Source organism: Pseudomonas sp. SG20056, assembly GCF_031764535.1.
Lineage (GTDB): Bacteria > Pseudomonadota > Gammaproteobacteria > Pseudomonadales > Pseudomonadaceae > Aquipseudomonas.
Genome location: NZ_CP134499.1, coordinates 3,112,385 through 3,137,400 on the forward strand (window position 1 = coordinate 3,112,385; position 25,016 = coordinate 3,137,400).

General features: G+C 60.4%; 26 protein-coding genes. 14 read left to right on the forward strand and 12 right to left on the reverse strand.

All coding sequences use genetic code 11. From position 1 onward, the window contains the following. Positions 1–50 precede the first annotated feature (50 nt). Complete coding sequence (gene cheR / locus RHP75_RS14805; RefSeq protein WP_160015726.1) at positions 51–878, reverse strand: protein-glutamate O-methyltransferase CheR; 828 nt, start codon at positions 876–878, stop codon at positions 51–53. Positions 879–922: 44 nt separating this feature from the next. After that, the gene (locus tag RHP75_RS14810; RefSeq protein WP_090248441.1) at positions 923–1,855 is read right to left on the reverse strand and encodes a chemotaxis protein CheV; all 933 of its coding nucleotides are present in this window, start codon (positions 1,853–1,855) and stop codon (positions 923–925) included. Positions 1,856–1,928: 73 nt separating this feature from the next. Here RHP75_RS14810 and flgA point away from each other — a divergent pair, with 73 nt between their 5' ends. From flgA to RHP75_RS14830, 4 genes are all read left to right on the forward strand, one after another. Further along, positions 1,929–2,687, forward strand: coding sequence for a flagellar basal body P-ring formation chaperone FlgA (gene flgA, locus RHP75_RS14815; protein ID WP_311088859.1), 759 nt, complete (start codon positions 1,929–1,931; stop codon positions 2,685–2,687). A 157-nt stretch (positions 2,688–2,844) separates the two neighbouring features. Next, positions 2,845–3,189: a flagellar biosynthesis anti-sigma factor FlgM gene (gene flgM / locus RHP75_RS14820; protein WP_090387969.1), complete on the forward strand. Its 345-nt coding sequence runs from the start codon at positions 2,845–2,847 to the stop codon at positions 3,187–3,189. A gap of 85 nt (positions 3,190–3,274) precedes the next feature. Then, entirely contained in the window at positions 3,275–3,742 is a 468-nt protein-coding gene (locus RHP75_RS14825; RefSeq protein ID WP_311088860.1) for a flagellar export chaperone FlgN, read from the forward strand. A gap of 81 nt (positions 3,743–3,823) precedes the next feature. Then, positions 3,824–4,573 (forward strand): flagellar regulator YcgR PilZN domain-containing protein, encoded by a 750-nt coding sequence (locus RHP75_RS14830; RefSeq protein WP_311088861.1) that lies wholly within the window; start codon positions 3,824–3,826, stop codon positions 4,571–4,573. On the opposite strand, the gene RHP75_RS14835 is transcribed toward RHP75_RS14830, so the two are convergent. The 4 genes from RHP75_RS14835 to RHP75_RS14850 form a co-directional block, all read right to left on the reverse strand. After that, a complete protein-coding gene (locus RHP75_RS14835; protein WP_311088862.1) occupies positions 4,570–5,181 on the reverse strand; it encodes a TIGR04282 family arsenosugar biosynthesis glycosyltransferase in 612 nt (203 codons plus the stop codon). The two genes, RHP75_RS14830 and RHP75_RS14835, sit on opposite strands and share 4 nt — an antisense overlap. Then, complete coding sequence (locus RHP75_RS14840; protein WP_311088863.1) at positions 5,178–5,870, reverse strand: TIGR04283 family arsenosugar biosynthesis glycosyltransferase; 693 nt, start codon at positions 5,868–5,870, stop codon at positions 5,178–5,180. Before RHP75_RS14840 ends, RHP75_RS14835 begins: the two co-directional genes overlap by 4 nt. Continuing rightward, the gene (locus RHP75_RS14845; RefSeq protein WP_311088864.1) at positions 5,867–7,195 is read right to left on the reverse strand and encodes an MFS transporter; all 1,329 of its coding nucleotides are present in this window, start codon (positions 7,193–7,195) and stop codon (positions 5,867–5,869) included. The genes RHP75_RS14840 and RHP75_RS14845 overlap by 4 nt, the downstream gene beginning before the upstream one ends. A 239-nt stretch (positions 7,196–7,434) precedes the next feature. Then, positions 7,435–8,676, reverse strand: a complete 1,242-nt coding sequence (locus RHP75_RS14850; protein ID WP_311091953.1) for a glutamine synthetase family protein — start codon at positions 8,674–8,676, stop codon at positions 7,435–7,437. 446 nt (positions 8,677–9,122) lie between these two features. Between RHP75_RS14850 and RHP75_RS14855 the strand changes: the two genes are divergently transcribed. Then, positions 9,123–9,677 carry a phage infection protein gene (locus RHP75_RS14855; RefSeq protein WP_311088865.1) on the forward strand — a complete coding sequence of 185 codons (555 nt, stop codon included), beginning with the start codon at positions 9,123–9,125 and terminating at the stop codon, positions 9,675–9,677. A 53-nt stretch (positions 9,678–9,730) separates the two neighbouring features. Here RHP75_RS14855 and RHP75_RS14860 read toward each other — a convergent pair whose 3' ends face one another. After that, positions 9,731–10,390, reverse strand: coding sequence for a DUF480 domain-containing protein (locus RHP75_RS14860; RefSeq protein ID WP_311088866.1), 660 nt, complete (start codon positions 10,388–10,390; stop codon positions 9,731–9,733). A gap of 273 nt (positions 10,391–10,663) precedes the next feature. Here RHP75_RS14860 and sstT point away from each other — a divergent pair, with 273 nt between their 5' ends. From sstT to RHP75_RS14875, 3 genes are all read left to right on the forward strand, one after another. Then, positions 10,664–11,884 (forward strand): serine/threonine transporter SstT, encoded by a 1,221-nt coding sequence (sstT, locus tag RHP75_RS14865; RefSeq protein ID WP_311088867.1) that lies wholly within the window; start codon positions 10,664–10,666, stop codon positions 11,882–11,884. Between the two features lie 200 nt (positions 11,885–12,084). Beyond that, positions 12,085–12,366, forward strand: coding sequence for a peptidylprolyl isomerase (locus RHP75_RS14870; protein ID WP_090248458.1), 282 nt, complete (start codon positions 12,085–12,087; stop codon positions 12,364–12,366). Between the two features lie 152 nt (positions 12,367–12,518). Further along, a complete protein-coding gene (locus RHP75_RS14875) occupies positions 12,519–12,770 on the forward strand; it encodes a hypothetical protein (protein WP_311088868.1) in 252 nt (83 codons plus the stop codon). Here RHP75_RS14875 and RHP75_RS14880 read toward each other — a convergent pair. Continuing rightward, the gene (locus RHP75_RS14880; protein ID WP_311088869.1) at positions 12,767–13,651 is read right to left on the reverse strand and encodes an EamA family transporter; all 885 of its coding nucleotides are present in this window, start codon (positions 13,649–13,651) and stop codon (positions 12,767–12,769) included. The genes RHP75_RS14875 and RHP75_RS14880 overlap by 4 nt on opposite strands. Before the next feature lie 271 nt (positions 13,652–13,922). Between RHP75_RS14880 and RHP75_RS14885 the strand changes: the two genes are divergently transcribed. The 6 genes from RHP75_RS14885 (at position 13,923) to RHP75_RS14910 (ending at position 20,062) form a co-directional block, all read left to right on the forward strand. Further along, the gene (locus RHP75_RS14885; protein ID WP_311088870.1) at positions 13,923–14,624 is read left to right on the forward strand and encodes a YebC/PmpR family DNA-binding transcriptional regulator; all 702 of its coding nucleotides are present in this window, start codon (positions 13,923–13,925) and stop codon (positions 14,622–14,624) included. Between the two features lie 189 nt (positions 14,625–14,813). Further along, on the forward strand, positions 14,814–15,434 hold the full coding sequence (locus RHP75_RS14890; RefSeq protein ID WP_311088871.1) for a hypothetical protein: 621 nt from the start codon (positions 14,814–14,816) through the stop codon (positions 15,432–15,434). Positions 15,435–15,582: 148 nt separating this feature from the next. After that, positions 15,583–16,746, forward strand: coding sequence for a hypothetical protein (locus RHP75_RS14895; RefSeq protein ID WP_311088872.1), 1,164 nt, complete (start codon positions 15,583–15,585; stop codon positions 16,744–16,746). A gap of 118 nt (positions 16,747–16,864) precedes the next feature. Continuing rightward, positions 16,865–17,191: a DUF2025 family protein gene (locus tag RHP75_RS14900; RefSeq protein WP_311088873.1), complete on the forward strand. Its 327-nt coding sequence runs from the start codon at positions 16,865–16,867 to the stop codon at positions 17,189–17,191. A gap of 124 nt (positions 17,192–17,315) precedes the next feature. Then, positions 17,316–19,058 (forward strand): amidohydrolase family protein, encoded by a 1,743-nt coding sequence (locus RHP75_RS14905; protein ID WP_311088874.1) that lies wholly within the window; start codon positions 17,316–17,318, stop codon positions 19,056–19,058. 116 nt (positions 19,059–19,174) lie between these two features. Then, on the forward strand, positions 19,175–20,062 hold the full coding sequence (locus RHP75_RS14910; protein WP_311088875.1) for a hypothetical protein: 888 nt from the start codon (positions 19,175–19,177) through the stop codon (positions 20,060–20,062). Here the strand turns inward: RHP75_RS14910 and RHP75_RS14915 are convergent. The 4 genes from RHP75_RS14915 to RHP75_RS14930 all read right to left on the reverse strand — a co-directional run bounded on the left by RHP75_RS14915 (position 20,040) and on the right by RHP75_RS14930 (position 24,784). Then, positions 20,040–21,362: a phospholipase gene (locus RHP75_RS14915; RefSeq protein ID WP_409079658.1), complete on the reverse strand. Its 1,323-nt coding sequence runs from the start codon at positions 21,360–21,362 to the stop codon at positions 20,040–20,042. The genes RHP75_RS14910 and RHP75_RS14915 overlap by 23 nt on opposite strands. Before the next feature lie 128 nt (positions 21,363–21,490). Next, entirely contained in the window at positions 21,491–22,351 is an 861-nt protein-coding gene (locus RHP75_RS14920; protein WP_311088876.1) for an FHA domain-containing protein, read from the reverse strand. A gap of 133 nt (positions 22,352–22,484) precedes the next feature. After that, positions 22,485–23,987 (reverse strand): protein kinase domain-containing protein, encoded by a 1,503-nt coding sequence (locus RHP75_RS14925; protein ID WP_311088877.1) that lies wholly within the window; start codon positions 23,985–23,987, stop codon positions 22,485–22,487. 23 nt (positions 23,988–24,010) lie between these two features. Continuing rightward, positions 24,011–24,784, reverse strand: a complete 774-nt coding sequence (locus tag RHP75_RS14930) for a protein phosphatase 2C domain-containing protein (RefSeq protein ID WP_311088878.1) — start codon at positions 24,782–24,784, stop codon at positions 24,011–24,013. Positions 24,785–25,016 lie beyond the last annotated feature (232 nt).

The window sequence follows — 25,016 nt, forward strand, 5'->3', positions numbered from 1 at the left end:
ACAATAAAAAACGGGAGGCCAATGCCTCCCGTTTTTCAATACAACGACTGTTACTTCGCCTTGTAGATGATTCCAGGACTGCACTGGACCATCTGATAGTGGTTAGGCAGACCATTGAGCGCTTCAGAAGCCCCCAGGAACAGATAACCGCCGGGCTTCAACATGGCATGAATGCGCGTGAGGATGTCCTTCTTCACCTCGGCCGAGAAATAGATCAGCACGTTACGGCAGAACACCACATCGAACTTGCCCAGGCTGGCGTAACTGTCCAGCAGGTTCAGCGGGCGAAACTCGATACGGCTACGAATCGCCGGTTTGACCACCCAGCGCCCCGGCCCCTTGGGGTCGAAGTAGCGCTGCAGACGCTCCTGGGAAAGCCCACGCCCCATCGCCAGACTGTCGTATTCACCGGATTTACAGTTGATCAACATGGTCGGTGAGAGGTCGGTGGCAACAATCTGCAAGCCGCCCTTGAGCTGACCAATATTGGTCTTCTCAAACTCATCGATAGTCATCGACAACGAATAAGGCTCCTGACCGGAGGAACAAGCCGCCGACCAGATGCGCAGGCGCTGACCGGGGCTGGCCTTGATCATCTCCGGCAGCACACGGTTCTTCAGTACCTCGAACGGATAAGTATCGCGAAACCAGAGGGTTTCGTTGGTGGTCATGGCATCAACCACCTGCTCACGCAGACCGCTGCGTGGCTGACTCTGCATGCGCTGCACCAGCTCACCCAGGGTCTTGATGCTGTTCTGCTCCATCAACTTGTTGAGCCGACTGGAAACCAGATACTGCTTGTTGGTGCCAAGCAGGATGCCGCAGGCTTTTTCCAGGAAAGTCCGGAACTGCTCGAAATCCAAATTACCTGTAGACACTCGCGAGGCCTCGACAAACATATGATTCACTGAGGGCCAGGCCCTCAGTCCCCTGCCGCGATATTGATGCGGTCAGCTACCCGTGCAGCCAGGTCATCCGGGCGAAACTTGGCGAGAAAATCATCCGCGCCGACCTTCTTCACCATGGCCTGGTTGAACACGCCCGATAACGAAGTATGCAGGATGATGTGCAGCTTTTGCATGCGCGGATCAGCGCGGATCTCTGCGGTTAGCGTATAGCCATCCATTTCCGGCATCTCGATGTCGGAAATCAGCATCAAAAACTCCTCTGCAGGGTTTTTGCCTTCGTCAACCATCGCCTTCAGATAATCCAGCGCCTGACGCCCGTCGTTCAGCGCCACCACCTCAACGCCAACAGTCTCCAGGCAGCGGGTTACCTGTTTACGCGCCACCGATGAGTCGTCGCAAGTCAGTACACGTTTACTGACCGCACGAGCCTGGGTTTCGGCATTCAGAACGCCTTCTGAAATGACTTCTGATGTCGGCGCCACCTCGGCAAGAATCTTCTCGACATCAATGATCTCGACCATTTTGTCGTCCAGGTGGGTGACCGCCGTCAGGTAATGGTCACGCCCGGTGCCCTTGGGTGGTGGATGAATCGACTCCCAGTTCATGTTGACGATGCGTTCGACCGAGTGCACCAAAAAGCCCTGAACCTTCGTGTTGTACTCAGTGATGATCACAAAGCTATTGTCGATATTGGCCAGCGGCGCGCTACCGGTGGCCATGGACAAATCAAGAATCGGGATAGTGCCGCCACGGATATTGGCGACACCGCGAACAACCGGACTGGATTTCGGCATGATGGTGAGTTTGGGGCATTGCAGCACCTCTTTCACCTTGAACACGTTGATCCCATACAGCTGGTTGCTGTTCAGACGAAACAGCAACAACTCCAAACGATTCTGTCCAACCAACTGAGTTCGCTGGTTAACCGAATCCATCACACCGGCCATACCCAAACTCCTTATTTGAGTAACAGATTGCTGTCAGCGTAGCAGGCGGCACGCGCCTTGCTATCCAACCCATATGAACACTGAAACGACAACTAACCGACACTCACTGGCAAAATGCCGCTACTGGCTGGCAGTTGTACCCGCTTTGCTGGCACTCGGCTATAGCGCTTTGGCAACAGCCAACGCCACGCGGCCTGAACAACTTATCGGCGCTGGCGAAGTTTTTCTTGAGCAAGCGGTGAGTGATTATTTACAGCGTAGCAACATCGCTGGCCGCCATGAGATTCAAATCAACCGACTCGACCCACGCTTGCGCCTGCCGCTGTGCCCGCAGCCATTGACTACTACCCTGGAAAGCCCTGCTGAGCCTATTGGCCGCGTGACCTTACGCGTGCGCTGTGACGGTGCGGCCCCCTGGACAGTGTTTGTGCCTGGGCAAGTACGCCTATACCGCGAAGTGGTGATCGCCAGTCGCCCGCTGAAACGCGACAATCTGCTGACGGATATGGATGTGGTGTTAGCCGAACGAGATGTTGGGCTACTCAACCAGGGCTATCTCACTGCCCTCAAGCAGGCAATCGGCAAAAAATTGACGCGCCCACTGCTGCCTGATCAGGTGCTTGCGCCGATTCATGTGCAAATGGCCGAAGCCATACGCAAAGGTGATCAGGTGGTGATCAGCGCCCGCAGCGCTGGCATCAGTGTGCGTATGCCCGGCGAAGCCTTGTCGGACGGCACGATTGGCAAACAGATCAGCGTGCGCAATCAACGCTCTAATCGAGTGATCAGAGCCAGAGTAGTTGGCCCTGGACAAGTTGAAGTGGCGATGTAGGCATGATTCTTGTTTTAACTTTGTGCACTTGGTGAGCTGACGATTATCCACACTGTGTTTAGACTGTTACCTGACGCACACTTTTTTGTCCTAAAGTTTTCCAGGTCAATGCCGACAAGCTAGGCAAGCGTCCAAACACTGTTCGAGGTTTTGCATCATGGTCATTGACATCAACCGGCTCAACAATGCCGCATCGCCAGCCAATTCGGGGCGGACCGGCAGTGCGCAGGCAGGTGGCCAGAACGAAGCCATCGGCGGTAAACAACCCGGCAATGTACCTAGCCCCGTCGAGCAGGCGCAGCAAGCCGGCAAGAGCGGTGAGTCGGTACAGCTGAGCCGCGAGGCCCAACAGTTGCAAAAAGTCAGCGAAAAGCTGCGCGATCAGCCGACCGTCAACAAAGAACGCGTCGCTCAGCTCAAGCAGGCGATCGAAGATGGCAGCTACCAAGTCGATAGCCAGCGCGTCGCCAGCAAACTGCTTAATTTCGAATCCCAGCGCTAGTCACCGGGCTACGCTGGGGTAATTGGTCGCCCAATAGACACTGCACACCACATCCTGCAGCGTCTGTTACCCCGAAGAGCCCGCAATGCACGACACCAGCCTGCTTGAACTGTTCACCAACGATATCGGCACCGCCGAGCAGTTGCTTGAATTGATCGACACCGAATTCCAAGCCCTCAGCGACCGCGACCTCCCCCGCTTGCAGAGCATTCTGGCTGACAAGCTGCCGCTATTGAATCTGCTTGACCAGCATGGCAAGGAGCGCAGTCAACTACTCGCCAGCCTCAACCTCAGCCCCGACCGCACAGGCCTGCAAGTGCTTGCCACACAATCTAGCCAGGGCGAACTGCTGCTTGAGCGTGGCGATCAACTCAACGCCCTGCTTGAGCGCTGCCAAGCGGCCAACCTGCGCAATGGCAGGCTGATTCGCTCCAGCCAGGCATCGACTCACAGCATGCTCGGCATTCTGCGTGGCAACGATACTCCCAGCCTCTATGACAGTCGCGGCAGTGCCGCTAGAATCGGCCAGCAGCGCCCGCTCAGCCAGGCCTGAAACCTATAAAAGGCACAGGGGACATACTGTCACATTGCCAGTATGCTAGTGCCATAGCATTTGCTCGGAGAGTTATGGACCGTGTCCAGTCCTTTTAGCCAGGAAGATGGCCCGCAGCCACCCAAGGTGCTCAAGGCACCGGTGGAAATAGTTGCCAACCTGCGCCAACTGCAACAAAACCATGACCCGCTGATCATCACCTTCCACGAACGCAATCAACGCTTCCAGAGCTACGTGATCAACGTTGATCGCGACAAGAACCTGTTGATTCTCGATGAGCTGGTGCCAAATGATGGCGAGCGCTACCTGGCCAATGGCGAGGCGTTCAATGTCGAAGCCTTCCATGAAGGTGTACGTGTAGCCTGGAAATGCGAACAGAGCGTGCGCATCACCGAACATGAAGGTGCGCGCTGCTATTTCAGCCCGATGCCGCTTGAGGTGACCTACCACCAACGACGCAGCGCCTTCCGCGCCCCGCTCAAGCAAAGCGAACTGATCAAGATCGAGTTGGCCGGCGATAAACTACGCACAGCCATACCCGGACATTTACTGGATATCTCTGCTACCGGCTGCAAATTGCGCTTCCCCGGCAATATCAGCAGCAGCCTGCAAGCAGGCCAGGTATACGAGCGGTTTACCGCCCGTTTTCCTTTTGGCGCCATGACCACCGCCATTGAAATGCGTCATGTGCAGTATGAAGATAAGGTCGACACCACCTTTGTTGGCGCACGTTTTCACCGCATCAATGGTCAAGAGCAGCGCCTGGTCGAACGCTTCGTCTACCAGCTGCAACGTGAAGCGCGGCGCTTCGAGAGTGACGGACTGTTCTAGATCAGAATATTCAGTGCCGCCAGGCGTGATAAATCCTCAGGCCGATCCACATCCCACAACGCAGGCAGCAGCGCCGGACGCCAGTCCAGCTGCTGCAGCCGCTGCAGCGTCATATCGAAGACCCGCTCCGTCCCCCAGGGCATATCGCTGAACAAGGCAGCATCTATACGGCGCAGCCCCAGCAGCACGTAACCACCATCTTCTGCCGGACCGATCACCACGGGCTGCTCCTGCAGCGCGCCGCAAGCCGCCCGCAGATAATCGCCGTCGAGTGCCGGGCAGTCATTGCCCATCAGGATCACCGCATCGCTTTCCGCCAGCCCCAGGGTGGCGATACGACGCATGCGTTCACCCAGGTCGCCCGCCGGTTGCTCGACCAGCGTCCAACCAAGACGTTGCGCAAACGCCTGCAAATTCGCATCAGGTAAATCATCCAACCACAGAAAACGCTCACTAAAGCCAAGCGCCGGTAACTGCAGCGCACGCTCCAGCAACAACTGCTGCAAATCGCAGGCGCCCTGAGCACCCAAGGCCGGGATCAGACGCGTTTTCACCCGCCCGGCAACAGGCGCTCGCGCGAGCATATGCAATGAAATCGACAGGTTCATAGCAGCGACCCTCGACGGTACTGACGAGCCAGCTTGTCCGGGCTGGCACCACAGTAATAGGCCAGGCGCAGACACCACATCAGCATCACGGTACGCCAGATCCCGTTCTGCTCCCAGCGCCGACTGGAGGTCGACAAAGGTGGCCGCAGGCAACGCGGGCGAGCCAGCGCCTTCAAACGACGGCACAGCTGCAAATCCTCCATCAGCGGAATCTGCGCATAACCGCCCAAAGCCTCAAATCGCTGCCGGGCAACGAATATGCCCTGATCACCCGAGGCAATCCCGCTAAGGCGCGAACGCAGGCTGATCATCGCACCAATCACTCGCAATGCCAGACCTGGCCCGGACAGGCGCACATCAAAGCGCCCCCACAGCGGCCGCTCGCTAAGCGTGCGTTGCAGACTTTCCAACGCCTCAACACTGACCCGCGTATCGGCATGCACGAACCACAGGTACTCACCACACGCCGACGCGGCGCCAGCATTCATCTGTAATGCACGACCAGGGGCGGTTCTGAGCAACTGATCAACCCGCCCCAGCGCCAGCTCGCAGGTGCCATCACTACTGCCCCCATCGACCAGGATCAACTCGGCACCACCAGCGCGCAGATCCATCAGATCATCCAACAAGGCCGGCAGCGCCTGAGCCTCATTGCGCACCGGGATCACCACACTAAGCAGCGGCGTCATCCGCGCGTCTCTGTGTGAGTAGGCGACTCCCCTGCTGGTTCGGCGCCCGGCTCTTGCACGGCGCTGTTGTCATGCATCTGCTCATGCACTACCTGCTCATCGACACGCGGATCAAGTGCTGCCGTGAGCGGCGAGCTGGTGGTGCTGTCCGGCATGGGAATGTGATGCAACGGTGCGTCGTCGACCTGATGCAGGTGAGTGACACGTTCCGGCCGAATACGCAGCACCAGAATCAAGGCGCAGCCACAGACGAAGGCGTACAGCATGTTGGCGCCGAGAAAGCGCATCAGCACGCCAGCCAGCAACGGCCCGATACTCGCGCCAACACCGAAGGTGACCAACAGCATGGCCGTCAGCGATACCCGTCGCTCGGCCTCGACATGGTCATTGGCCAGCGCCACTGCCAGCGGATAGAGACTGAATTGCAAGGCGCACACCGCAAAACCGCCGGCGAACAAAAGCGGCAAGCTGGCCTGCGACAGAATCGCCAGCGGCAACGCAGCCAGCGCCAACAAGGCGGCACAGCCGCGAATCAGCTGCACGCGGTCATGTCGGTCAGACAACCAGCCCAACGGCCACTGCACCACCAGACCAGCGATGATGCAGCAGCCCATAAACAGACCGATCTGCTCGGTAGACAAGCCCATACGCGCGCCATACAGCGGCGCAAGGCCGTAAAACGAGCCGATCAGCAGGCCCGACACCACAATGGTGGTCAGCGACAACGGCACACGGTCGATAAAGAAGCGCATTTCCAGCGGCGCTGGATGCAAGGGCGCAGGATGCAGTTTGCGAGTCAATGCCACCGGCACCAGACACAGGGCAAAACACAACGCCACTAGCATCAGCAGCTCAAGGCCCAGCGTCGGATGCACCACCAGCACCAACTGGCCGAGGATCAGCCCGAGGTAAGAGGCCCCCATATAGCCGGCAAACACCTGGCCGCGCTGGCTGGTTTCTGCCTGCTCATTGAGCCAGCTCTCGATCACCATGTACTGGCACATCATGCCCAGACCGACCAGCATCCTCAGCAGCAGCCAGCTGGGTAGCCAGTCGCTAAGCCCATGCCCGAGGACTGCCGCGGTTACCACACCGGCACAAGCAACATAGGCACGAATATGACCAACCCGGGCAATCAGCCGATGACCGATCTTGCCGCCCAGCACCAATCCCACATAGTTGGCCGCCATCAGCGCACCGACCCACAAACCATCGGCCGTTTCCGCCAGCCGCAGTGCCAGGTAAGTACTCAACAGACCAGAGCCCAACAGCATCAACAGGGTGGCGAAATACAGCGAACTAAATGACTTGAGGATCACAGACATGGGGCGGCACATGGCTCCAATGTGCTGCCGAAACCATGCTCGGCAGCCAGGTTTTTAGAGCCTGTTTACGATCTCGCGAGCGAGAGCCTTATAGGGCTTTACGTCAGTAACAGCCTTCGGCTGATCAAAACAGGCGAGGAAGCGGACTGGGCTCGCACACACGTGCACGAGTTGTAATGAGCATCCTAGCCAGTTTTTGACCCAGCAGGGCCGACGCGCAGCAGGTCGTAGACAGGTTCCTAGGCGTGAGCCGCCAATACACGGCGCTCCCACGGGGTAATTTCGTCAAAGAAGCTGGTGAGCTCCAATGTCTTACTGGCAATGTAGCCTTCGATGAACTCTTTGCCGAACAGTTCCAGTGCCAGCGTACTGCGTTTGAGACGTTCAATCGCGGCATGCATGGTACAGGGTAGCGCCAATTCGTCCGGCACTTCGAACTCACCCTGAATCGGCGCACTGGGCTGCAGCTTCTGCTCAATCCCATACAGACCCGCTGCAAGGCTCGCCGCCAACGCCAGATAAGGATTGGCATCGGCGCCCGGCAAGCGATTCTCCACCCGCCGCGCCACAGGCGCACTGGCGGGAATACGCAGACCGGCGGCGCGATTATCCTCCGACCAGCAGGCGTTGTTCGGCGAAGCATAAGGATGACAAAGGCGCTGATAGGAATTTACATGCGGGGCAAATAGCAGAGTGAAATCGGCCATGGCCGCCTGCTGTCCGGCGATAAAGTGGTAAAACGCCGGCGTTGCCTGGCCATCGGCCGCGCTGAAGATATTCCGCCCACTGCCCTGCTCCACCACGCTCTGATGAATATGCATGGAGCTGCCCGGCGTATGCGCCAGCGGCTTGGCCATGCAAACCACAGTGAGCCCGTGCTTGAGCGCGACCTCCTTGAGCAGGTGTTTGAACAGAAAGGTCTGATCGGCCAGCAGCAGCGGATCGCCGTGCAACAGGTTGATCTCGAACTGGCTGACACCCATCTCGTGCATAAAGGTATCGCGCGGCAGACCCAGCGCCGCCATGCACTGATAGACCTCACGGAAGAACGGGCGCAAGCCATTGTTGGAGCTGACGCTGAAGGCCGAGCCGCCATCTTCACGCCGGCCATCGAGCCCCAGCGGCGGCTGAAACGGCTGCAGCGGATCGGCATTGCGGGAAAATACAAAAAACTCCAGCTCGGTCGCCACCACTGGCTGCCAGCCATGACTGGCATAACGCGCAATCACCTGTTTAAGCAGGCCGCGGGTCGACAAACCGGAGCTGCGCCCATCCAGTTCATCGGCATCACAGATGGCCAACGCACGCGGCGTTTCACTCCAAGGCAGCCGATGAATCTGCGTCGGCTCAGCATTCAATGCCAGGTCACCGTCATCGCTGCCGTAATAACACGGCGCTGGATAGCCACCCATGATGCATTGCAGTAAAACCCCGCGCGCCAACTGCAAGCGTCGCCCCTCCAGAAAACCCTCAGCCGTCATCACCTTGCCACGCGGCACGCCATTGAGATCGGGCGTCACACATTCAACTTCATCAACACCACGCAATAGCTCAGCCAGGGCGGTGCGGTCGAGGGTACTCATTTGCTGTTGTCCTTATTGATGCAAGAGGCCGTAGTCGAACGGCGAAGCGTACAAAATACGCACCAGCCGTTCGATATTTCAAGCAAAGCCATGCCCACCACCTGAAGCGCAGGCTAGCAAACGCAATACATCGACAAATTAGATATTAATGATCATGCACAATCGCTCCAAAAACCATCATTTAGACACTCAAAAAACAATATAACAACATGATAAATAAAACATTAACCCTACTATCGATGCCATCGATGATTACCATGCCCAGCCTGCACTTCTTCATCAAATTTTCATCAGTATGATTGGCTCTGTACTCACTTACACCCGCCCTTACGAGGAGCCTGAACATGAAAAAGCAAATTCTTACCGCCGTGATCCTGAGCAGCCTGTCCATCAGCGCCTTTGCCCTGCCACAGAACAACCCGCAGCCACTGCTGGGTGAAATGCAGGACAGCAGCGTAAAGACCCTGATGGGTTTTGGTAGCAACCTGCAAACTGAAGGCGGCGCTGAGCGCACTGGTGCAAACCGCGTTGCCGAAGGTGGCGCTGATCGTTTGCAAGAGCGCCTGCGTGTAGCCGAAGACGGTGCCGACCGCACTGGCGCAAACCGTGTCGCTGAAGGTGGTGCTGATCGCCTGCAAGAGCGTCTGCGTGTAGCCGAAGACGGTGCCGACCGCACTGGTGCAAACCGTGTCGCTGAAGGTGGCGCTGATCGCCTGCAAGAGCGCCTGCGTGTAGCCGAAGACGGTGCCGACCGCACTGGTGCAAACCGTGTCGCTGAAGGTGGCGCTGATCGTTTGCAAGAGCGTCTGCGTGTAGCCGAAGACGGTGCCGACCGCACTGGCGCAAACCGTGTCGCTGAAGGTGGCGCTGAACGTACACCCGGCCTGCGCTTTAGCTGATCACAGCTAATAGGCAACACAAAAAAAGGTGCTCAATCGAGCACCTTTTTTGTTTATTGCGCAGGCGACTCCAACTGCGCCAAGCGCTCTTCCAGCGCCGCGATCCGCGCCTCCAGAGCTTCCAGGCGCTCATCCTGCTGACCGACCGCCGTCGCGCGCTGCGGCTCACTGGCTCTGGCCGCCAATGCAGCCTGCAAATCGGCCGGGTCACCCAGCACGTGCATATAACGGTCTTCACGCTGCCCCGACTGGCGTGGCAACAGGCAAGCCAGTTCGCGACTGATCAAACGTTCAAGGTGATGCTGCACCTGCTCGGCATCATCAAAATCATGCATGCGGCTGCTGCGGGTCAGCAGCTCGTTGATGGTCTGCGGGCCGCGCAGCAGAAGCAACCCCAGCAACACCACCTGCGCCGCCACCAACTCCAGCGCCTTGTCGGCGCGGTGCTCCCAGCGATCCGCCCGGCTGCCCATCACCAGGCGCGCCATTTCGCGCCCTTCCAGGCTACGCAGGGCCTGGCCGACCTGGCCAGCGGTAAGGTTGAGCACCGGTTCACGACTGGTTTTCTGATTGCAAGCCAGCACCAGTGCATTCAGCGTCAGGGGATAGGCTTCGGGGGTAGTCAGCTGCTTTTCGATCAGGCAACCCAGCACCCGCGCTTCAACGATCGTCAGGGTTTCAACCGCCATAGCGTTCGCATCATCGTTGGACATAACAACCTCATGGCCGCGCAAAGGCCCTAGCCTAGCCCGCCTGACGACCGGTTGATAGGTATAACCGCCGCTGGGCGGGGCAGGCACTTCGGCGGCGCGTAAACGCGGATCACTGTGATAGAGTCGCGCGCTATTTTTCAGCGTGGCCTTGTTTCATCCCCCGCGAAAAGCCTCATAACGCGCACTGCAGCCATGCATCCAGCCCCGGCGCCCCGAGCCCGGCAGGCAATAAAAAGAGATCGCAGGCCTGCCCGCCAAGTAGAGATGCATGTCATGACCACTGCCCAACACCCGCTTATCCAACTGCTCAACCGCACCAGCCTGGTGCTGCAAATTGCTATCGGCCTGGTGGCTGGTATAGCCCTGGCGCTGTTTCTGCCTGAAGCCGCGGCAAGCGTCAGCTTCCTCGGTACGGTGTTTGTCTCGGCGCTGAAGGCCGTGGCTCCGGTGCTGGTATTCGTACTGGTGGCGGCGTCGATTGCCAACCATCAGCACGGCCAGCAGACCCATATCAAACCGATTCTGCTGCTGTACCTGATCGGTACCTTCAGCGCCGCGCTGATTGCTGTAGCCGCCAGCTTTGCCTTCCCGTCCAGCCTGACCCTGGTGAGCAACAGCGCTGAACTGTCGCCACCCGGCGACATCAGCGAAGTGCTGAAAACCCTGCTGCTGAATGTGGTGGATAACCCGGTCAACGCCCTGCTCAAAGGCAACTTTATCGGCATCCTGGCCTGGGCCATTGCCCTGGGCTTTGCCTTCCGCCATGCCAGCCCAAGCAGCAAGCAAATGCTCGCAGACCTCTCCGGCGCAGTCACCAGCATCGTCAAGCTGGTGATTCGCCTGGCGCCACTGGGGGTTTTCGGCCTGGTTGCGGCCACCCTGGCCGAGTCGGGCATGTCGGCCCTGCTCGATTACCTGCACCTGCTGCTGGTACTGGTGGGCTGCATGCTGTTTGTCGCCCTGGTGACCAACCCGGCGATTGTCTACTTCAAGACCCGTCGCAACCCCTACCCACTGGTGCTGACCTGCCTGCGCGAAAGTGGCCTGACGGCGTTCTTTACCCGTAGCTCGGCGGCCAATATCCCGGTCAACCTGCAGCTCTGCCAGCGTCTGGGCCTGCATGAGGAAACCTACTCGGTGTCGATCCCACTGGGCGCGACCATCAACATGGCCGGCGCGGCGATCACCATCACCGTGCTGACCATGGCCGCCGTGCACACACTGGGCATCGCCGTCGACCTGCCGACAGCATTGCTGCTCAGCCTGCTCGCCTCGATCAGCGCCTGCGGCGCCTCGGGCGTGGCCGGTGGCTCGCTGCTGCTGATCCCGCTGGCGTGCAGCCTGTTCGGCATCCCCAATGATGTGGCCATGCAGGTGGTCGCCGTCGGCTTTATCATCGGCATCGTCCAGGACTCTGCGGAAACCGCGCTGAACTCCTCCACCGATGTGCTGTTCACCGCCGCCGCTTGCCAGGCTGAGCAACAACGCAGCTAAACGCTTGCCGAAACAACAAAAGGCTTACCCATGGGTAAGCCTTTTTTATATGCCCCATCCCTGACGGCCGTCGCAGCACAGCGTTAGTAAGTGCTCCAGGCACTTATTTATTGGCCAACCGATAAACGTCGCACGCCCAGCGTTTGAATAGCCGAACGATTCCGGTAGGCTTTGCCGCTTCTTTATAAGGAGTAATTCCCATGGCCCGCGCCACTGCCCGTCACATCCTGGTTGCCAGCGAAGACAAGTGCAACGAACTGAAAGCCGCAATCGAAGGCGGTGCCGACTTCGCCCAAGTCGCCAAAGACAACTCCAGCTGCCCATCCAGCCGCAGCGGCGGTGACCTCGGCTCATTCGGCCCAGGCCAGATGGTCAAGGAATTCGACACCGTCGTATTCAGCGCACCGATCAACGTGGTGCAAGGCCCGGTGAAGACCCAGTTCGGTTATCACCTGCTGGAAGTGACCAGCCGCCAGGACTGATCCTGCCTGTTCGCTGGGCCGCCCGGCCCGGCGAATCCTATTTTTTCGCGCAGCGCCCTTCGGGCATCACGCCACTGACCAACAGTCCAGAACCTCGGGCAATAGCCAGGTATACTCGCCGGCCTTTTCTTCTCGCACCCGCGGACCTTGTCATGACCCAGACTCCAGCAGCTGAACCCACCCTCGCCGTTCAGTCTGCCGACAGCGCCGCGCCGTCCGCCAGCGAGAGCAACGCCACCAACGCGGTTAAAGCCAGCGGCTTTGCCTCGCTATTCGGCGCCGCCAAAGCTGCTTCTGGCAAACAGGACGATCAGCCCTGGCACCAGAAGGGCAACAAGTCGAGCCACGAAAAGAAGATTGGCCCAGCGCCAAGTGGGACTCGCCGCGCCATGGGTAAACGTTAAGCCCAACGCGCGCGCAAACGCTCCTGCAACCAGCCGCCGCAAAAATTCAGCAGCAAACCGAGCATCACCAACAGCGCACCGACTAGCTGCAGGCTGCTCAGGCGTTCATCGAGCAGCAATGCCGAAGAGGTCAGTCCGACCACTGGCACCAGCAGCGAGAACGGCGCCACCTGGCTAGCCGGATAGCGCGACAGCAAGCGACTCCACAGGCCATAGCCAAGAATGGTCGCGCCGAACGCTAGGTAGACCAGTACCAGCAAGGTATCAAGGCTAAAGCCACGCAGCGCTGATTCGATCACTTCGGGACCTTCCAGCAGCCAAGACAGCGCAAAAAACGGCAGTGGCGGCACCAGGCTGCCCCACACCACCAAGCCAACCAGATTCACCTTGCCCAACTTGCGCGTCACGATATTGCCCAGCGCCCACATGGCGGCAGCGCAGAGCGTTAGAAGAAAACCGGCCAAGGTCATCAGGCCATTGCCCTGCGAGCCAATCAGCAGCAACCCACCGGCCGCCACTAGCAGGCCGAACAGATTGGCCAAGCGAAAACGCTCCCCCAGCAACAGCACGGCAAATAGCAGGGTGAACATCGCCTGTGACTGCAGCACCAGCGACGCCAGGCCGGCCGGCATGCCGACGGACATGGCCGAGAAGAGAAAGGCGAACTGCCCCAGCGAGATGGTCACGCCATAGGCCAGCAGCCAGCGCAACGGAATCTGCGGGCGCTTGATAAACAGCACGGCAGGAAAGGCCGCCAGAAGAAAACGCAACGCGCCCAGCAGCATCGGCGGCATCTCGTGCAGGCCGATCTTGATCACCACAAAATTCATGCCCCAGACGATGATCACCACCAGGGCCAGCAGTAAATCCTTGGGTTGCATGGGCGTTCCAGAGTAATTAATCAACGCTTATTAAAGCGGCCAGCAGCGCCACAACGCCCATACAGAGACTCGGCAAATAAGCCGTACAGCACAGTACTGATCGGCAGATTGCAGCGCCACAGGTGCCGCCAGCGCCTCGAAGGGCTAGAATCGCAGCCTTTAGAATTTGTTTCGGATCTTGCGCTGGCAAGCGCGGCCATTGTTAACGCGTAACCACCGGCGCACAGCAGATCCGAGACCCACCTATTAACCCGCAACGACGAGATAACCCATGGGCGCCCAGTGGAAAGCCAAACCTAAAGAAGCCGCGGCCAACGCCAGAGGCAAGATCTTCGGCCGCTTGGTTAAGGAAATCATGATCGCCGCCCGTAACGGCGCCGACCCAGACCTGAACCCCAAGCTGCGCCTAGCCATCCACCAGGCAAAAAAAGCCTCGATGCCCAAGGAAACCCTCGAGCGGGCGATCAAGAAAGGCGCTGGCCTGCTGGGTGACACCGTAACCTTCCACTCAGCCACCTATGAGGGTTTCGCCCCGCACCAGGTGCCGGTGATCATCGAGTGCCTGACCGACAACATCAACCGCACGGTGGCGGAAGTCCGCGTGCTGTTCCGCAAGGGCCAGATGGGCGCTTCCGGCTCGGTGACCTGGGATTTCGACCATGTCGGCATGATCGAAGCCAGCACCGAGAACGGTGCCGACCCGGAAATGGCTGCCATCGAAGCCGGTGCTCAGGATTTCGAGCCGGCCGATGAAGGCAACACCCTGTTTATCACAGAGCCGACTGACCTCGACGCCGTGTGCCGCGCACTGCCGGAACAGGGTTTCAGCGTCAACTCGGCGAAAATCGGCTATATCCCGAAAAACCCGGTGAGCAGCCTGACTGCAGAACAACTGGAAGAAGTCGAAGCCTTCCTCGAAGCCCTCGACGCCCACGATGACGTGCAGAACGTCTACGTCGGGCTTTCCGGCTAAACAGAAACAGACCAGGCCCGCCGTGCAGGATGCGCTGCGGGCCCACCAACTGCCCCCATCAATGTGCGCAGTTCGTCGAATTGGCCGATTGACCACTGCCCGCGCCTCACAAAGCGGGTAGAATCGCCGCCCGCCGCGCCACCCACGCCCGGCGTGTACACAAGGACGTTGTCACACAGGAGTTTTACCGTGCACAAGTTTCTGATTCTGGCCGCTTGCCTACTGCTCGGCGCCTGCGCCAGCAACCCGCAGACGACCTACCAGCAAGAGGTCAGGGCGGGCAAAACGCCAATGGCCAAGAGCGCCCTGGAAGCCATCCACAACACCCAGGCCATCCCGCTGCCGCTCAACCCTGGCCTGCTGGCGCCGCAATGGCCGATCAGCGCCGACGAGCCGCGCCTGGACTTCGGCAGTTCGATCTCCAACTACCGGATATTTTCCCTGCAGCTTAAGAAAGGCGAGCGCTACACCCTCAATGTGCACTCGCTGTGTAACGAGCCGTGCATGGGTGTCAGCAAATACGCCCTGAAACCGCGCGCCATGCTGCTGGACGCCTACGGCGCAGTGATTGCCGACAAGCCCTCGCGTGCCGAAGCCGTGGTTGGTCAGATCAGCCTCAGCTGGGATGGCGAAGCCGCCGAAGACGGCACCTACTACCTACTGGTGGCCGCCGATAACGACGACATCGGTGAAACCATCGTGATCGATGATGTCTGGGTTAACAACTCGCCGCTGATGGCGGTAAAGGTTGATATGCAAAGCGCACCGTTCGGCAAGATCAGCGCATTTTCCAGCACCAGCAAAGACTGAACCCATTCTCCTGGCGAGCTGCAATGGCGCGCCAGGTGCTCCCCACAGCAACGACCGCCCCTCACCTCCCCAGCAAATTGCCAAGCGGCCACAACGGCCTATGGTATGAACAACGCCCCCGCTTTGACTCGCTGACGGAGCCCCGCCTATGCCCCTTCGCTGGCTGACCACCCTGGGTTTGATGATTGGCCTGCAGATCGCACCGGCAAGCGCCCGCACGCTGCAGGTCGAGCTGGACATTCAGCATATTGGTGGCCTGCTGCCGGCCGCCGAATTGGACAGCATGCTCGCCTCAGCCCAGCTGCGAGTCGATGCCATCTACGAGCCGCGCTGGCTGATCCCAGGCGTTACTGCCAGACGTGAACGCACCCTACCGATCGGCAGCAAGTTGCTACCGATCCTTCAGCAAATGGAATTGACCCAGCAGCAGATTGCCAGCCATGGCCGCACCCTGAGCTTTAGCGTCAACGAAAAGAACCCCGAGCACCGTGGTTACACCCTGAGCACGCTGCAACTGTTTCTGCCGATTGTTGGCGGGTTTGGTCGGCCGCAGCCAACGTTGGAGGTAATACTGCCGGCGGTGCCGGAAACCGGACTGGCGCAGCAATACGGCCTACTGTCGCGCCAGGGCTCAGTAGAGCTGGGTATTCGCCTGCGCTACCGCTGGAGCGACGCGAGCGGGGCCATGCAGCAGCAAACTGCCGCCTGTGACGAACAAGTGCAGATCGTCGATGCCGATCACTACCGTTTTCGTCCCAGCCACAGCCATGCCGGCCTTTATCTCGAGCTGGCATCGGCCGTACAAAGCGACCCGCCAAGCACAGCCGTCGCCGGCCAACGCAGCTTGCAACTGAGGCCGCCTCTACCCGCCGAGCTGCATGGTTGGCAACTGTCGCGCCATCATCTGCTGCAATTGCAGGTCAACGAGACGCAGGTTGAACGCCTGTCGCTCTACGCTACCCGCGAGGTATCCGCCGAGTGCCAACACAGCCTGAGCTATGAAGCGCTGTTCGCTGATGGGCAACTGGTGGAGCTGGAGCACAACCATTCGACCAGCGGTTGTGCCGACGGGGCTGCGGACAACCTGTGGCTCACTGCCAGCTGGCTGAATGACGGCAGCCTGGCGCGACTACTGAGCAGCCAGGGGCATGCGGCGACAATCCGCTGGGATGCCTTTACGGCAGTCCAGCCCGCCGCATGCCTCAACCCGGATAACCCGCAAAGCCGCCAACCGGCAGCCGCCCAGCTGGCAATTCTTGAGCAACATGTCGCGGCTCTCCAGCGCCTGCGCAACGCGTTTCTTGAGCAATAAATAGCCCAACAACAGATCAGCGAGCCTGCCGAACCCACTTATTGATCCACCGCAAGACGCTCAACACCCAGCGCCTTAGCCTATGTCGATGACTTCCACTGCCATCGACGAGGTTTCCATGAGCATCACCTCCGCCAGCATTTGCGCGGCTGCCGACCAACTGCAGGGTTTTGTTGGTTTCAACGCCAAGACCGGGCGCTATATCGTACGCTTCTCCGAGGATTCCTTCGGCCTCGACGTACTCGAACAGAGCATCACGCCCACTTGCGAATTCGTCTGGCGCGCCTTTGAAGGCGAGCTGATGAACCTCGACCGCACGCGCCTGCAACTGCTGCTGGAACAGAACATCGATGACCGCCTGGCGATCAGCGAACCGCTGCGGGTCTACGTACGCCGCACGGACCTACCGGAGATCAGCGCCGAGCGCCGTCGCCTTAACGTCTGAACGGCTGACGGGTTTACGTGCCCATGGCCGAATAGGCCCCAGCTTGTTCACTTACGCCCTCATAGCCACCGCGCGTAGCAGACTAAGCTCGATTGGCCGAATTCATTCGCCCAGGAGCCTGCCGATGTTCGATGTGCTGATCAAAAACGCGCTGTTTTTCGATGGCACCGGAGCACCCGGCGTCGTACGTCACCTCGGCATCCGTGACGGCAAGCTGGCCTGCATCAGCGCCAGCGCCCTGGATGAACAGGGCTGCGGCCAGGTGATTGATGCACAAAACCGCTGGGTGACACCCGGTTTTATCGACATGCACACCCATTACGACGCCGAACTGGTGGCCGCCCCGGCGCTCAAGGAGTCGGTACGCCATGGCGTGACCACCGTGATGATCGGCAGCTGCTCGATCAGCATGGTGCTGTCCAGCCCGGAAGATTGCTCCGACCTGTTTACCCGCGTCGAATCGGTGCCGCGTGAACATGTGCTGCCGCTGCTGCAGGCGCGCAAGACCTGGAACAGCGCCGGCGAATTCGCCGCCTTTCTCGATCAGCATCCGCTGGGGCCGAATATCTGCTCCTTCCTCGGCCACTCCGATTTGCGCGTCGCCGTGCTCGGTCTTGAGCGCGCGGTAGACGCCAAGGTACGCCCCAGCGAAAACGAACAGCAGCAGATGGAACGCTTGCTCGAAGATGCGCTGGATGCCGGCCTGCTCGGCCTGTCGAGCATGACCAACCCCTGGGACAAGCTTGATGGCGACCGCCAGCGCTCGAAATCCCTACCCTCGGTGTATGCGCCCTGGGCCGAGTACGCGCGACTGAACAAGATCCTGCGGCGGCGCGGACGCATCCATCAGGGCGCGCCGAACCTGGTGACCAAGCTGAATGTGCTGGCCTTTCTCTGGGACAGCATCGGCGGCTGGTGGCGCAAACCGCTGAAGACCACCCTGATTACCCTGATGGACGTCAAAGCCGACCCTTGGCTTGCGCCGATCCTCGGCCCGCTGACGCGCTGGATCAATCGCCTGGCCCGCGCCGACTTCCGCTGGCAAACCCTGCCGGTGCCATTCGAAACCTATGCCGATGGCATGGAGTTCGTGGTCTTCGAGGAATTCCCCGCCGGCCAGGCCGCGCTGCACCTGGCTAACCACGACATGCGCAGCCAACTGTTTCAGGACCCGGCCTACCGCCTGCGCTTTCGCCAGGACGTGGAGAAGAAATTCGGCCCACGAGTCTGGCACCGCGACTTCGACGACGCCTGGATTGTCGATTGCCCGGACGCCAGCGTGGTCGGCAAAAGCGTCGGCGAACTGGCCAAGGCCCGCGACGAACATCCCGCCGACCTGTTTCTCGATCTGCTGGTGGCCCACGGCCCACGCCTGCGCTGGCGCACCCTGATCGCCAACCATCGCCCCGAGGTGGTGGAGAAACTGGTGTGCGAACCCAGCACCCTGATCGGCTTTGCCGACTCCGGCGCGCATATCCGCAATATGGCCTTCTACAACTTCGGCGTGCGTCTGCTCAAACTGGTGCGCGACGCCGAGCTGCGCGGGCAAGCGGTAATGCCGATAGAAACCGCAATCTGGCGCCTGACCGGCGAGCTGGGCGAGTGGTTCGATATCGATGCCGGCAGGCTCTACGAAGGCGCTCGTGCCGATCTGGTAATCATCGACCCGAGTGCATTGGATGAGTCACTGGCCAGTTACCAGGAGGCACCGATGGACGCCTTCGGCGGCCTGCAGCGCATGGTTAACCGCGGCGCGGCGGTGGATGCCGTGCTGATCAACGGACGCATCGCCTTTCAGCAGGGCGAGTTCGCCAGCGACCTGGGGCATGCGCGCGGCTACGGACAGTTTCTGCGCAGCAACGCCTAGCCTGGCTTCAGGGCATGCGACCTACGGCATAACGGCGGCTCGCCAGGCTGGCATAATGCGCGCCGCACAGTCCGGTCACGTAACCCCGGACCGGTATTGAAAGGACTCTAACCGAAATGCCCCGCATGCTTTCGCAGGCGGCCTGGCGCTGGCTTTGCGGCCTGCTGCTGGTCAGCCTGCTAACCCCGCCACTGCAGGCCGATGAGAGCGACACCCTGCGCTACCCCCGCCGGGCCGATGGCGATGAGTTTCGCTCCATCTATGCCCTGGCGCAGCTGCAACTGGCGCTGGATAAAGCCGGCAGCGCGCTGCGCCTGGAGCCTTCGCACTACAGCATGGAGCAGGAGCGCGCGCTGGTTAACCTGGAGCACAACGACCGCCTCGACGTGGCCTGGAGCATGACCAGCGTCGAGCGCGAGCAGCGCCTGCTGCCGGTGCGTATTCCGCTGGACAAGGGCCTGTTCGGCTGGCGCATCGCTCTGCTGCCCAAAGAGCGCGCGCAGCTGCTCAAGAATGTGCGCAACCTTGAGGATCTGCGCCAGTTTTCCGCAGGCCAGGGCCATGATTGGCCGGACAGCGAAATCCTCCGCGCCCATGGTTTGCCGGTCAGGGTTTCATCCAGTTACGGCAGCCTGTTTCGCATGCTGCAGGCGCAGCGCTTCGACTACTTTCCGCGCTCGGTGATCGAAATCTGGGATGAGCTGGAACACCCGCGCGGGCAGCAACTGGTCGTCGATCCGCATGTGCTGCTGCACTACCCCACGGCGATGTATTTCTTCTTCTCGCGCAAACGCCCGGAGCTGGCGGAAACCGTGCGCATAGGCATGGAAAAAGCCATTGCCGATGGCTCCTTCGAGCGTCTATTCCAGCAGCACTTCGCCGCCAGCCTGCAGCGTGCGCAACTCGACCAGCGTCAGCGGATCGAACTGCATAACCCGCTGCTACCCAGCGCCACGCCCTTGCAGCGGCGCGAGCTGTGGTTCACTGCGCCGCCGGTACGCTAGGCGCTGGCTGCGCCAGGGTGGTTTGCACAACGTTGCGGGTGTGCGCACCGAAGCGCTTGAACAGCTCCACCAGCAACTGCTCCAGCAGTGGATCAGCTTCAGCCTGGGCCAGCTGGTTACCACCGCTAAAGCCCGGAGCCGCCGCCGGTTTGCGCGCCAGCCACTGACCAATCAACTCATCAAAGGCATCGGCACTGGCATAGGACTCGGCCGCCACCACCTGCTGCGCGTAGTTCACCGAGTAGACCGGGTAGCTGTCCTGCGGGTTCTGCGTATAGGCCTGCAAAAGGGGCGAGGCCGCCTGCTCATCCATCAGCTGCTGCATACGCTCCAGCTGATATTCCTCAATCGCCGTGTGCCGGTCCGCCACTCGGGCAATGGTTGCCAGACGATCTTCGGGATAACCGCTGGCCGCCTTGAGGGCGATCAGCATCAGCTCGGCTGTGGCGACGCCCGGCACGGTCTTGGCGTGGTAGGGCTGAGTCAGGTCCTGCATGTAGTGCAGCGCCCAGCCGAGAAAACGGTAACCCCAGTAATCGTGGCCGCTTTCCAGGGCCAGCCGCGCCAGACTGGTGTACTGATAGATGCGCCAGTGCGGCAGAGTGCGGCGCAGATAGGGCGCCGCCTGCAACACCAGCTCCGGCTCGTGGTAGTAGCCAATATGAAATGGCGCCTGGGAGGAATACTCGAAGCGCGCATCACCAAAGGGCTGCGCGCCAAAGTTGTAGTGCGCGCCGACTTCGCCTGGGTTGTCGCTGAACAGGTTGATGTCGTGGCCATAGTCCGGCTCGTCGGCCGCACTGCTGAGCACCTGCACGGCACTCACCGCCTCGCCCGGCTGCAAGGCCAGGTAACGCCAGTGGCTCCAGGGGCCGATCTTGCGAAACACCAGCACCTGCTCGGCAGCCAAGCGCGGCCGGCCGTCATCGACCTGCCCCGGCAATTGTTGAACGAAACCGGCCAAGCGAATCTGCGGATTGACCCGCAACGCCTGCAGAAACGCACTGCGTCTGTCAGCTGCAGTTGTGGTCGCAGCGCTAAAGCGCAAGGCATCCGGACGCGCCGGGTAATCCGCAAAATGCGCGCGGGCAAAGGCTTCCTGCTGATCCAGCAGCTGCTCGATGGCCGGAGCCTGAGCATCGAGAAAAGCCTCCAGCGGCTCGTAACTCAAGGTGCGCTGCAACTCGGGAACGGCCTGCAACGCCAACTGGCTGCCCAGCGAATGATTGGACCAGGCCAGCGCGCTTAACGGCTGGCACGCCAGGCAACAGGCAGATAGCAACAGGAGCAATGGCTTCACGGAGACTCCGACAACAGATGGCAGTGCAAAGAGGCGTAGCCTAACGCCAAAGCAGCCATCTGGCACTGTCGTATCAAGTCAGATTATTCACCAATCGGGCAGAGCGGAACGCACCTGCCAGGTCGTATTTAAAGAACAAACACCGCAGCGGCCACCAATAGCCCCGTCACCAGCAAAAACCCCAGCACTAGCAGTGGTTTGTTCAGGCCGCTGGGCGCACTGACGGGCGCGACCGCAGCGCGCATCGGATTGGCCTGCGCGGCCGTGCGCAACGGGTTGGCCTGGCTGCTCTGTGAACTGGACAGAGGCGCCGGCTTGAGCGGTTTGGGCAGATCCACGGCGCGCATAAACAGCGTGGCATCTTCATCCTCGCTCGGCGCCACGGTGCTTTTCGGGCCGATCACCAGCAGGCTGACCGAGCCCATCCTCAGCTGGTCACCCGGCTGCAATACCGCCGTCGCAACCTTCTGCTGGTTGACCAGCAGGCCATTAGCCGAGGCCAGGTCCTTGACCTCCAGCACGTCATCCTTGAGGTAGAACTCGCAGTGCCGGCGCGACAATTCCTGATCGCTGAAGCACAGCTCGCACTTCACCGAACGGCCAAAAGTCATGGAACCGTTGATATGGAATTTCTTGCCTTCGTGCTCGCCCTGAATCACCTGCAGATACCAGCGCGCGGCCTGTTCGGCCTTGGTCTTGCTGCGCGCCGGATCGACCAGCAGCAGCTCCACAGCGCCTAGGCGCACACGGTCGTCAGCACGCAGTTGAAAGCGCGTATTGATCCGCTCGTCATTGACGAAGGAGCCGCTCGGGCTACCGACATCGGTCAGGTAGTAAAAACCATGATCCTGGCGAATTTCCGCATGGAACGCGCCAATGCTCGGATCTACCAACACCAGGCTGTTGCGGCTGTCCTGGCCAATGGTGAAACGCTCGTCGACCAGCCAGATCGGCGCCTGACGATTATCACTGAAGTGAATTTTGAGCATCTGCGCACTCCGCCAACATCGGTTAAACAACCATCTGTAACCCGCCGCACCCTGGCATCAACCGGCGGCACTAAGGGCTAGGCGCGCATGCTGCCTGCCAATCAGGCAGGTAGCAATACGCCAGCATGACGAGTTAATCAAATAGGTTGTTCCACAGCCGCTTGACCGGGTTAACCGGTGCTGGCTGTTCGGCCGCCGCAGGCCGGCGCCGCGGCGTTTGGGCCAGTCGCACGCGCTGCTCGTGGCCATCCAGCAACTGCAATAACTGCTCGTTGGCCGGCTCTACTTCCAGGCCCTGCTGCACCAGCGCCAAGGCCAGGGCAAACTCGCGGCGCTTATAGGCGCCCTCACTTTGCTCGATATAGCGCTGCGCCACTCGGTTGATCCCGGCCAGGGCCAGCAGATTATCAGGCTCCCAGGCCAGCACCTGACGGAAGTAGTAAGTCGCACTGTCATCCTCAGGCAGCAGCAACTGCTGATCAGCCAGACGCTGCTCAGCCAATGCCAAGTACTGATTGATCCGCGCCTGCAGCACCCGCGCCAGGCCGTCCAGAGCCGCTGGGTTATCTGCATCCAGCGCCAGCACCTGGCGGAACAGGTAATCCGCGTTGTCCTGCGGCGGCGCCAGCAGGTTGCCGGTTTGCAGGCGCAGTTCGGCACGCGCCAGGTAGTCGCTGATCTGTTTCTGCTGATACAGGTAATAACCGCCGCCGGCAGCACCGGCCAGCAACACGACACCGGCGAGCAGCGAGACCCACAGCGTACTGCGCGCAGTTTTGCGCCTGGCCGGCTTGCCCAGGCTGAGCGCGGGGGCGATGCGCGTGCTGTCCGGGTCATCGCGGGTCAGCTCATCGAGGCTCGCCAGCAGCACCTTGCAGTCGGCAAATCGCTCATCCGGGTCTTTTGCCAGCATGCGTTCGAGCAGCCACTGGTGGTTCTGCAAATGTGCCGGCAGTTGCGGCACGTCCATCTGCAGGTGGTTCATCACGGTCTGGGTGTAGTTGGCGGCGCGATAAGGATTACTTCCAGTGAGCATCTCCAGCAGGATCACCCCCAGGCTGTAGATATCACTGCGCGCATCCAGCGCCTGGCACTGCGCCTGCTCAGGGCTGCTGTAGGACGGGCTGCCGACGGCGATGCCGAACTGGGTCAGATCATGGTCCAGCTCGACTTCCTTGGCCACGCCGAAATCGGTGATTACCGCCGTGCCGTCGCTGCGAAAGAGAATGTTGGCCGGTTTGATATCGCGGTGTACCAGGCCCTTGTCATGCACCACGGCCAGGCCGCTGGCCACCTGCTGCACGATCCGCAAGGCACGCGGCAGGTCGAACACCTCGCCCTTGTGCTGCGCCAGATCGCCACCCGGGACGAACTCCATGGTCAGGTAGTGGCGACCATCGGCCAGTTGGTCGATGTCGTAGATGGTGATGATCGAGGGGTGATGCAGGGACGCCACGATGTGGCCTTCCTTGAGAAAGCGCTGGCTGAACGCTTGATCATCCGCGCTCAGCAGCACCTTGATCGCCACCTTGCGCTGCAGCGACGTTTGGGTGGCCAGGTACACCTCGGCCATGCCGCCTTTACCCAGGCGACCATGCACCTGATAACCGGGGATTTCGAGCAATTGTTCAGTCATGGAAGTCAGTGCACACCGGCAGGTTAGGGCTTGCGGGAGGTAAACAGGCGGCTGAGCAAACCACGCGGTTTGGCCTCGACGCTGGGCGCGGCCGCATCACGGCCGAGCACGATACAGGAGATATTATCCTTGCCACCCATTTCGTTGGCCTGCGCCAGCAGCTGTTCTACCAGTTCATCAAGGGTCTGGGCGTTGCTGCACAATTGCTGGATCTGCGCGTCTTCCAGCTCGCCGGTCAGGCCGTCACTGCACAGCAGCAGCAACTCATGCTCGCCGAGCAAGCCTTGCAACATGCCGACTTCCAGCGGCTGATCATCACGGCCCAGGCACTGCAGAATGACATTGCGCTGCGGATGGCTACGCGCCGCTTCAACGCTCATCTGTCCGGCATCGATCATCGTCTGCACCCAGCTGTGATCATGGGTCAGGCGCTCGATATGCCCGGCACTGACCCGATAGGCGCGACTGTCGCCGACCCAGGCAATGCTGAACGCAGCACCCGCGAAGCGTACCGCCACCAGGGTGGTGCCCATGCCGCGCTGCTCATCGGCGCGCGCAACGCTGAGAATCGCCTGATTGGCCGCATGCACCGCCTCAACCAATTCCTGACCGTCGGCGCAGGCCGCCTGCAGCGCCTGCAGCGCCAGGGCACTGGCCACTTCGCCGCATTGATGACCGCCCATGCCGTCGGCAATCGCCCACAGATTCAGCTGCGGGCAACACAACAGAGCATCTTCATTGTGCCCACGCACCCGCCCAGGCACGCTCTGGCCGGCATAAATCAGCGCTTGTTCCATCAATGTCTCGACTTCGGGGTTCAACAGTCGCACAGCAAGCAGGCTGTACGCGGCGTAATAAGCCCATGATGCGGCGGCAAGCCCAGGCTGTCACCGCCAGCCACCGATTTTGCCGGTGAACTGTTAACCAGTCGAACCCAGGCTTGCAACCAAACGCCCGGATAACGCCTCAGCTATTCGTCCAGCATGGGCGTAGACTCCAAGTACCAGCCTCGCTTCACCGCGAGGGGAT

Bases quoted from the DNA above. Each gene is read 5' to 3' on its own strand.
- RHP75_RS14810 (WP_090248441.1), bottom strand. From the start codon at position 1,855: ATGGCCGGTGTGATGGATTCGGTTAACCAGCGAACTCAGTTGGTTGGA.
- flgA (WP_311088859.1), top strand. From the start codon at position 1,929: ATGAACACTGAAACGACAACTAACCGACACTCACTGGCAAAATGCCGC.
- flgM (WP_090387969.1), top strand. From the start codon at position 2,845: ATGGTCATTGACATCAACCGGCTCAACAATGCCGCATCGCCAGCCAAT.
- RHP75_RS14825 (WP_311088860.1), top strand. From the start codon at position 3,275: ATGCACGACACCAGCCTGCTTGAACTGTTCACCAACGATATCGGCACC.
- RHP75_RS14835 (WP_311088862.1), bottom strand. From the start codon at position 5,181: ATGAACCTGTCGATTTCATTGCATATGCTCGCGCGAGCGCCTGTTGCC.
- RHP75_RS14840 (WP_311088863.1), bottom strand. From the start codon at position 5,870: ATGACGCCGCTGCTTAGTGTGGTGATCCCGGTGCGCAATGAGGCTCAG.
- RHP75_RS14845 (WP_311088864.1), bottom strand. From the start codon at position 7,195: ATGTCTGTGATCCTCAAGTCATTTAGTTCGCTGTATTTCGCCACCCTG.
- RHP75_RS14850 (WP_311091953.1), bottom strand. From the start codon at position 8,676: ATGACGGCTGAGGGTTTTCTGGAGGGGCGACGCTTGCAGTTGGCGCGC.
- RHP75_RS14855 (WP_311088865.1), top strand. From the start codon at position 9,123: ATGAAAAAGCAAATTCTTACCGCCGTGATCCTGAGCAGCCTGTCCATC.
- RHP75_RS14860 (WP_311088866.1), bottom strand. From the start codon at position 10,390: ATGTCCAACGATGATGCGAACGCTATGGCGGTTGAAACCCTGACGATC.
- sstT (WP_311088867.1), top strand. From the start codon at position 10,664: ATGACCACTGCCCAACACCCGCTTATCCAACTGCTCAACCGCACCAGC.
- RHP75_RS14870 (WP_090248458.1), top strand. From the start codon at position 12,085: ATGGCCCGCGCCACTGCCCGTCACATCCTGGTTGCCAGCGAAGACAAG.
- RHP75_RS14875 (WP_311088868.1), top strand. From the start codon at position 12,519: ATGACCCAGACTCCAGCAGCTGAACCCACCCTCGCCGTTCAGTCTGCC.
- RHP75_RS14880 (WP_311088869.1), bottom strand. From the start codon at position 13,651: ATGCAACCCAAGGATTTACTGCTGGCCCTGGTGGTGATCATCGTCTGG.
- RHP75_RS14885 (WP_311088870.1), top strand. From the start codon at position 13,923: ATGGGCGCCCAGTGGAAAGCCAAACCTAAAGAAGCCGCGGCCAACGCC.
- RHP75_RS14895 (WP_311088872.1), top strand. From the start codon at position 15,583: ATGCCCCTTCGCTGGCTGACCACCCTGGGTTTGATGATTGGCCTGCAG.
- RHP75_RS14900 (WP_311088873.1), top strand. From the start codon at position 16,865: ATGAGCATCACCTCCGCCAGCATTTGCGCGGCTGCCGACCAACTGCAG.
- RHP75_RS14905 (WP_311088874.1), top strand. From the start codon at position 17,316: ATGTTCGATGTGCTGATCAAAAACGCGCTGTTTTTCGATGGCACCGGA.
- RHP75_RS14910 (WP_311088875.1), top strand. From the start codon at position 19,175: ATGCCCCGCATGCTTTCGCAGGCGGCCTGGCGCTGGCTTTGCGGCCTG.
- RHP75_RS14920 (WP_311088876.1), bottom strand. From the start codon at position 22,351: ATGCTCAAAATTCACTTCAGTGATAATCGTCAGGCGCCGATCTGGCTG.
- RHP75_RS14925 (WP_311088877.1), bottom strand. From the start codon at position 23,987: ATGACTGAACAATTGCTCGAAATCCCCGGTTATCAGGTGCATGGTCGC.
- RHP75_RS14930 (WP_311088878.1), bottom strand. From the start codon at position 24,784: ATGGAACAAGCGCTGATTTATGCCGGCCAGAGCGTGCCTGGGCGGGTG.